The sequence below is a fragment of the Cohnella cellulosilytica genome (genome assembly GCF_042431195.1).
GTDB classification, from domain to species: Bacteria; Bacillota; Bacilli; order Paenibacillales; family Paenibacillaceae; genus Cohnella; species Cohnella cellulosilytica.
The window spans coordinates 1-9,002 of record NZ_JBHMDN010000049.1 but is presented as its reverse complement, the minus strand read 5'-3'; the positions used below and the strand labels follow the sequence as shown (position 1 = coordinate 9,002).

The window sequence follows — 9,002 nt, the reverse complement described above, 5'->3', positions numbered from 1 at the left end:
TTATCCGTCCAATCGACCAAGGAATCTGTCTCGCTTCCTCGAAACAGAAAGCCCCGATTACCGCTAGCATCCTCCAGCGCATATCCTACGAATCCCGATTGCGTGTGATGCGTCACATCTCCATGCTTATTATGGTTTTCGTAACCAATAATTCGTATATCTTTAAGCGCATCACGCTTTCGGGTCAGTTCGTCGAACTTATTAATCAATTGTTGAATGTCATCTCTCTCCGGTCCTTGCGACCGAGCATCCCTCGCGACCAACAACGTTTGTTCAATGGATCTTTTTTTTGAGTAATCAGTACTACTATTTAAATCAATATAAGAAAGTTCCAATAGGAAATACTTCTCTTCATCGGTCAGATCATCCCTTTGAATCGTCATCGAAGCGCCCCTCCGCGTTCTTGTTTAAATAATACCGTTGAAAATACTGGGGGTCCGAGATTAAATCATCTCTCTCAAAATATACATCTTGAATAAATCCATCTCTCATATACTTCCAACTAAAGTTGACGGCGAACGCAATTCTTGCTGAATCTAAGGCATCTTGATAACTTTCTTGCTTCACGTATGCGACAGATACTGAAAAATTACGATCTGTCAGCGTACTCATTTTGTCATACAACTTATTCCACAACGCGGAATCATCATCTGGAACGCATTCTTCTGCCACTGGAACCGCGACATATAGAAATAGGCGTCCCTCCCTATTTTTATCCGCTACGAAATCCTCTAACGAGATATCCAAAGTAGCAGGATCCTGCGGTTCATCGGCAAAGCCCAGAGCAAATTGTACGATCAGATCTCGATCATCCAACTCTTCGATTTCGTGTTTATACTTCTCGGTGTAACGATAACTGAAATAACATAGAACATAATCGTCTATAAAACCTTCGGACTTTCTGCTTTTGAATACGTAGAAAGGAAGATCAGGTTGTCCAACCGGATGCACCATCATTTTCGCTCCGCCGTACATATCCGGAAACAAAGTGCTGCCTTTTTCGAAAATCTCCTTTTCGTATGTTCCGCCGTACTTCTCTTCCAAATAATCAAACATGCGTTTCGTCATTTGCTTTTCACTCGTGAACATGCAGCCGGTCACTCCTAACATCATCATGATCGATACGAATAGCCAAGCTATGGGCTTCAGCCCGATCTTCATTGAAACGCCTCCTTGAAGCTCTTTGCTGCTTTAATTCAATAAATCTTTCGATTGATTGATTTTAGGGTTTTCGTAGAGAGACTTCATCTGAAATTTAATCTTAGTTCCCATACTCTATAAATTCCAAACCATTGTCACCGACAGTAAATCACTACCGATGCTCTTTCGTCGGAGATTAATTTCCCTGTGCAATGTATGTTTGTACACCAGCTACCGATAAATTAAAAAAAGATCAGAGGGGAGCAAACCTCCCCTCTTTCTTCTTAGTGTGTTCCGGTAATACTTAAATCATCTGCAGACGATTTATTTGCAGAATACACTGCAATTACCGGATAAGGTATGCTTGTAAGAGGCCACGATGTTCTAGCAAGATTCAGAGATCCATTGCCGTTAGGAGCTTTGTACTGCAGCGTGTAAGTGTCGCCTATAGCCTTGATATCGGCCGCCATGACAATGACTCCCGTGTTCGTTCTAAGCGTATTGATATTAGCTTGGGTTGCAGGTTGATCATGCTTAACAGCTACTGCAGAAGAAGGTAACACAAACGAGTAATGCCACCTTTGGGCTTGCATCGCATATTCGAACATAGACAGCTTGGTTCCGGGATTCTTATTGACTCCATATGTCTGGTCTTGACCGATATACGTTCTGTTCCTGCCTGTCAGCGCCATGAATTGAGAAGATCCGTACAGATAGCTGCCATAAGGTTCGGCACCTTTACCAGAAGCCGTGTCTCCCCCAGATTGTGCGAATAGCGCCGCGATCCTGGAGGTCAATTCGGCTTCGTCGTCTTTGACATTCCGCCTTCCTGCTTGACTCTCCCAGTCCAACCTTACTGGATTAGCATACACAGAAGTAGAATCCCACCCAGGAACAGCGGCCCCGAACTTATTGATGACTTTATACTCCCCATTAACGTCCATATAGATATCTACTGACGTGATCGCCCCGGACTGCAAATTCAAATGATAGAAGTACGGAATAATTTGCAGGTTGCTGTAATAATTGCCCATGGTTTGAATGTCGGATAGCACATCATATCCGATTCGCAGCGGTTGATTCTTCAGAGCATCGATATTGTTCTTCTCCGATGACAGAGGGAATGGTATCGGTTTTTGTTGAATGTGCGGCAACAATCCCCAAGTGTTTAGATAATTAGTTCCAGCCGTAACCGTCTTCCCCCGAAGATCAACCGTATCCCCTACGATCTTATTCTGGATATTTGGATTCACCCGTTTTACTACGTTCGGTATTAGCCACTGGGTAGGAGAAAGCGGTTGTTTGAACAGGTTAGAGAATCTGAAGTCTCCAGTATCCTCAATGACCATGTTACCAATCCTACCTACAACATCGACCTGATATCTCTTTAGAGTGCTGTGGTTAGCTGAATCAGGTCTAGGATAGTTGTATCTTACTTTGTTTGTAGGGGTATCTCCATCCTCGATAGTTCCGTTTATAGCAATACTCTTCCACTCTACCATAGCGCTAATCTTCTCTCGATTAGCTAAGGGCACATAGAAATCATACAGCCACCCCGGACTTGTAACAGGTAACTGAATCCACTCATTTGCTAAGAACATCGTATTGTTGTAGATGACGTTAAAGTCAAATTTCACGTACTTTGCTTTCGTCCACTCTGTGGTGTCCATACCGTCCGTAAACCCTTTACCCCTGATCTCAGTTGTCTGTGCCCAACCCCATTGACCGTTACCGAAGAAGTCTCCAGTGTTAGGGAAGTAGAGTTGGAATCCGTAATCAAGAAGCACAAAGTTACCCGGAGTATACCCACCTGCAGGAGCATTAGGATCGACAGCAATCGGTTTTAAGATATAAGCATCGGATGGTGGAGAAGTATCTGACCCTCCAGCTGTTGTTGTAATAATTTTAATAGGTTGTCCGACTGCAGGTGTCACTGTCCCCGGGGATGATATGACTACCGCACCATTTCCTGAACGGACACCAGTCTGCATAGTTCCCCCTACTACTCCGCCGATATAACCAGAACCACCGCCACCGGCGTAGTTGTTATCCGTACGACCATTGAAGCCTCCGTAATAACCGCCACCGCCACCTCCTGAGTGACTACCTACCGAGGGCCCTCCTTGACCTAAAGCGTATCCGCTCGTCTGGGTTCCTCCAGCACCGTTATCACTACCTGCATAGTCTCCAAGTCCAGTACCTCCAACAAGGCCTCCTCCATGACCACCACCATATTGAGGAAATGGACCGCTGTTCATTGTGCCACCATTACCGGGAGATGCTTGGTACTCAGTACCGCCTCCACCTCCACCTACTATTACACGATCTGTAAGAACTGTACCTCCGCGTCGAATATCAGTACCGCCGCCTCCAGGGGAACTTTGTCCGTACCCGGCTCCTCCTCCATTCCATCCTGACTGTCCTCCTACGTAGATGCTAATAGTTTCGCCAGCAGTCAGATTAATGTCACCTTTTGCATAACCACCTAAACCGCCTTGAACCCTGGAATCATACGTACTGTTGCCTCCCTGAGCTCCCCATACCTCAAGTGTATAGGTACCTGTTGAAGGAGCGGTAAACGTTTGAACACTACCCGTATAGTTAAATGTCTTCGCTACAGGAGGACTCGTAGATTCTGGCACATAATCTGGATTTGGTATTTCTTGTGTGACCTGAACTGCCTCTACCGCTACAAACTCCTGCAAACTCATATTCTTCAAAGAAAGATTATCTACAAACAAATTATCCCTCGGACTTGAGATTGCATCTTTGTTCACGCCCTTGATCATATGAATTCGCAGATATGCAGCGTTAGCTGGAGACGAGAAAGTAAACGTCTTGTGCGCTACAGTTCCGGTATTAGTGACTTTATCAGTAGATCCAAATCCACCACTGATGAAAGTTTTATCGGAATCGTAGAAGTCTAAGGAGAAGTACCCTTCGCACCGGTGACAGCTCATGTCTCCTTCAAACTTGTACTGAGCATTAGCTTTTATCGGAATATCCTTCCAATATCCACCTGTCGTGTTGGAGCTTCCTAAAGAGTTAACCTCAAAAGTATTAGCTCCAGAAATAACCCATGAGTCACCGGTTCTACTTGTAAAAGTGATAGCGGAAGCACTACCAGTAGCGACCCAAGTATTCCACCCAGCTACAGTCTTGTTCACATTAACGATCTCTGCTCCAGAGTTTGGAATAATATTCTGCCTGTAGTCAGGATCTAGGACCCTTTCATACTCGGCAATGCCTTCCTGTTTATTTCCAACGCCCGGAGTCGTACGCTGATCAAGACTATTAGGTAAAGACACAACCAGCGCATTCTGTACAGAAACAGGATCGTGTATAACTACATCATTCACCTTAGAATGACTAGGTGAATAAGCCGAAGTATAAGCTAAGCCTGTTCCTCCATACGCTGTATTATTCTGCACCGGATAAGCTGTTGGCTTGTTCTTTGGATTATCGTTTAAGACATTCTTAAAGAACACCGTGGATGTGCCTGTTATATACTCTCCGTTCTGAAGAGTGTCAGGGATATCCAAATTCGTAGCCATTAATCTCATGAACGGAGCAGGCCTGCTAGGTCTTATCTTACCTGCCGGCATACTATCAAAGATGGTTGTAACAGTTCCGGTCGATCCTCCAGAATACTTATTAGTAGGAGAAGAAAAGTTACCGTTATACGACCCAACCTTGATAGTGTTCAGTTGGTCCCACTTAGCTGCAGATAATGGATTATTAGTCCACATAGTATCGAAGTTAGTAATAGGGACATCCAATTGCTCGGTGACTTTCGCTGTATTAGACTTCTTGTCAAAGTACATAACAGATTGATCACCGGAAGACGTTTGTAAAATCAAGAAGTCAGAGATGGCTGTAACATTAGTGGTGAGTGCACGACGTTCGTCAAACTTCTTTTGCTCCAGCACTGGGCCGCTGTCCTTTGAGTTGGTTAAGCAATTATCGGAATTACCTTCATTCCAATAAACACTATCGTGTTGATCGGTCTCAAGAGAGTAGCGCAGCCTACCCTCCTTACTGGTATTCGTAGCTGCCCTGTTATAGAAAAAGGTTGGATCTCCTTGAGTGATGGAGGCTGTTACTTCGTTTGTTTGAACAAGAGTAGCCATCCCGTCTACTTTGGATTTTTCAATCTTCCATACAACTGCTTTATTGATCTGTATGTAGTCAAATGTGACTGTCTGAGTCCAGGTATCTACGTAATGTCCTACTACGTGAGAATCATAACCTTTTTGATCCCATCCGTATTCAGTTCCGTATATGGGCTGAGGATTCTCACCTGTTGTATAACCTTTGATATACTGTTGAGATTTAGACTGCACCACTTCTTTGTAAGGAGCACCACAGGCATCAATCTTTTCTCTAGCAGCTGGCGGAGGTGGTTGAACATCTTGGGTAAACCCACCTATAATTGGATCCATAGCCCATCCATTTACGACAGCATTGAACTCTGATTTGTAACTACGAGTTTGCGACTTCTGCGAAATGTATTCAACTTCGATATCCACAATAAACTCAGAACCACCAGATGCAAAATACAAATTCCTTGTTGTGGGTATGCCGGACATCGCATCAAACGTTTCATTAGAGCTCGTCCCAGAAAGTTGTGGCGAACCCTCTTTAATCTCTGAGAAATACTTCGGCACACTAAAGAAACTTGCAGTATTCGGCGGTGGTACTTCAGGTCTAAACCATGTCATTTCTGTCGATGACTTTGGTCTAGCACAGTCAACCTCCACAACTTTTCCGGAAGCATCCGTTGCGGTTATAAACACATCGGCATTATAACGGAAACTTACTTTGCCGCCTGGGGGTATAGGATAATTAGTCAGATCATCCTCATAGAGTATCTTACTTACTCCATTCGTATTCCTGAAATAAGCTAGTAACTCTTCTCCACTCACTTTAAGACCCTTTGCTGGATTAATTGCAGAGCCGGGAGCATCGAGATCTGGAGGTATTTTACCCTGAGTAGACCATTTAGGTTTCTCTCCAGTATTAGCTAGTCCAGTCAGTACATCCGTTTGATCTGATCTATAAGTCCTGATATTTATTGTGATGTTTTTCTTGCCAACTACCCACTTCTCCCAATCGTCAATATCCTCCTGATCTTTCAACTGAAGATCTACCTGCATTGATACCTTCTGTCCGATAGTTGTATTATCTGGAGGCACCTCACCTTCGACCGTAGACTTGCTTGGAACAGTTGCGCTCGAGAAGCATTTACAGTCAGGATCTGTTGTGTAAATTCCTCTTACATATTCCCCGCCTATAGGCACAGGAGGATTACGTTCTGTAAGCTTAGATGCCATCCTTACAAACGTTGGACTCTCTGTTTGCTCAGAACAATCCATATCCTCTGGCTTCGAAATCCTAGTCACATAGGAACATACTAGGAAGTAAGTTTTATCATCATCACCGGTAAGAGTATCTGGCACGATAATGCCTTTACCATCTTTGGTCTCCGACTTTGAATATTTCCAAGCCGGCCACATACCTTCTGTGTATCCATCTCTCTTCTTTGGACCATAAGTACTCAGAATATCTGTCGGATCTTTTATATCTTTTCCGCTTTCATCCAAATACTGCATTACTATAGGATAAGAACCTTTAAACTCAACCTGTATGTCATAGTAAGCCCTAAAATAAGAAGTATTGGCCCAACTCTTTGCAACCCGTATATCGTTAAGTGTTGTGTACTCAGGAGTTAAATGAGTGCCTCCTGTATCTTTAATTAAAAAGATAGAATTCATGTATACAGTCATTCCATCAGCCAAATTCGCAAATAGCGGATTCTCCACAATCTTCTCTTCAAACTTTTCCCTATCTACTACAAACTTTGTTACAAGAGTAGCATTAGCTGAAGAAGCTCCGTATTCTGCCTGTTGACATTTCCCTTCCCCTTGTAATCTTTTAGCATTGGTCTGGCGTTGGGCAGGACTACTCTCTAAGTCATTTGAGATTTTGCTAAATTGACTTAAGTAATCACATTCCCCTATATCTTCTACCGACCACATACTCTTATCGTAATCTCCAGCAGAGTTGTACAAATCTATCCGTAGATAGTCGTTGCTTATATCACCATCCTTATTACTATCTTTCGCTATAGGGGTACACTGAGCTGTATCAACATTAGTACTATTACAGGTAGTATCTCTCCGTATAACGAAAGCCTTTGTCCCATAACGAGTACTGGAAGAAGCCTTCTTGTTCGGTGTAACATAAATTAACTGTCCGTCATCAAACCAAGCTCCAGTAGCATACCTTTTTGTATTGGTAGACGAAGGAGTACCTTCACCAGCCGCTTCTGCTTGTTGACTAGGATACAATGGAAATCCGCTGAAAAGTACAAATAACGTCAATAAAATCATTCTAAGCCTTTTCACATACATGCCTCCTTATGTAATTCCTTTATTACAGAACTCAAACTGAGTTAAAACACTCTAATAAAGGAATTACAGGTGAGATCTGTAATAGCCTCTCACCTGCCTTGTAATCACTTTACCTCTACGTTATAGAAATAAGAGTCCTTGATGAACATGTTCTCCGTATCTGAAAGACCATGGTCTTCTCCCCAAAGAGCAGATGCTACGTTAGAATCCGTTCTGACGTTAGAATACCCATCATACCAAACTCCTGTTTTTAATTTAACAGGATCTGACCAGAATGAAACATCCCAACTATCTAAGAAGGCTTGGTTGGAATCATTAGCTGAAATTATCATAAACTTGAAATGAGTAGGTATCCAGGTAGTCCTGTTGGTTTCATAGACGGCAGACAGTTCAGGATCAGCATAACCCTTTGCTATTACCTTGTTCTCTTTCACCCATTTGACGTACTTTCTGATAATGTTTTCAAACTGACTCTTTGTGAGTTCATTCTTCGTAATGTTACCAGAAGCACTAGCCATGAAAGCTTTGATAAAATCATCCTCATTAATCGTTCTATAATCTACATTCAACTGAACAGCATAGTAGCTGCGAATCTTAGATGCAAGAACATTCCCAGTTCTAACATGAGCTGCCGAACCCAACCACTCGATAAAAACTCTACTCTTGCTTTTGGAAGAGAACGACTTATAGAAACCTACACCCTCTAGGTCTGTCAAACGAATCCAGTTATTATCTTGAGTCTTGCTGTACTCACGCCCCCAAGGATCAAGCTTAACTTCCCCAGAATCAACCTTAGTTTGGTATTTTGCATCAGTAACTTTGACGGAGTGAGCTGCTCCATCCCACTCGACTCCAGAACCAAGTACTTCGCTTACGAAACGAAGAGGAACCATAGTACGACCGTCGTACTTCTCAGCAGCCGTATCCAGTTCCCGGTCTTCCCCATCGACAGAAACCGTTTTGGAGCCAATAGGCATACGAATTGTTTTTCCTTCGTACTGGATGATGGCCGTTTGCGTGCTATTCTCCCATGTGACTTCAGCGCCTAACATTTCGCTGACAAAACGTACCGGAACCATCGTACGACCGTCCGTATTCATATAAGGCTCGGTATCCGGGAACCTAACCTTCTGACCGTTCACGATAATGGGAATGATCTGAAGATCTTTTCCGGGTTCAGCGGAAACCTTGCTTGTCATGATCCCACCTGCAAATACTGAAACAGCTATTGCGGCCATGATTGTTTTCTTGATCACTTTTCATCGTCTCCTTAGATGGACAGTAGAATTATCGTAGACTCTCAAATCAGGAATACGCTCTTTGCAGAATCATTCGCTCGCAATCATCCAGACGATCGGCTGATTGATTCAAATAGTCAACACATCGCTTCAGTTCATAATCGTATCCTACCTTTAGCCCAACCCAGTAGTAGGAGAGCTTATCCTCCAG

The 9,002-nt window shown here is 43.4% G+C and carries 4 protein-coding genes; all 4 read right to left on the bottom strand.

Annotated elements, in window-relative coordinates; genetic code table 11:
• Positions 1-383 (bottom strand): hypothetical protein (locus ACFFT4_RS28130; RefSeq protein ID WP_378052415.1); only part of this gene is annotated, 383 nt, incomplete at its 3' end.
• Positions 364-1,161, bottom strand: a complete 798-nt coding sequence (locus tag ACFFT4_RS28125) for a hypothetical protein (RefSeq protein ID WP_378052414.1) — start codon at positions 1,159-1,161, stop codon at positions 364-366. The genes ACFFT4_RS28125 and ACFFT4_RS28130, both read right to left, overlap by 20 nt.
• 263 nt (positions 1,162-1,424) lie before the next feature.
• Complete coding sequence (locus tag ACFFT4_RS28120) at positions 1,425-7,547, bottom strand: glycine rich domain-containing protein (protein ID WP_378052413.1); 6,123 nt, start codon at positions 7,545-7,547, stop codon at positions 1,425-1,427.
• Between the two features lie 110 nt (positions 7,548-7,657).
• Positions 7,658-8,809: a copper amine oxidase N-terminal domain-containing protein gene (locus ACFFT4_RS28115; RefSeq protein WP_378052412.1), complete on the bottom strand. Its 1,152-nt coding sequence runs from the start codon at positions 8,807-8,809 to the stop codon at positions 7,658-7,660.
• Between the last annotated feature and the right edge of the window lie 193 nt (positions 8,810-9,002).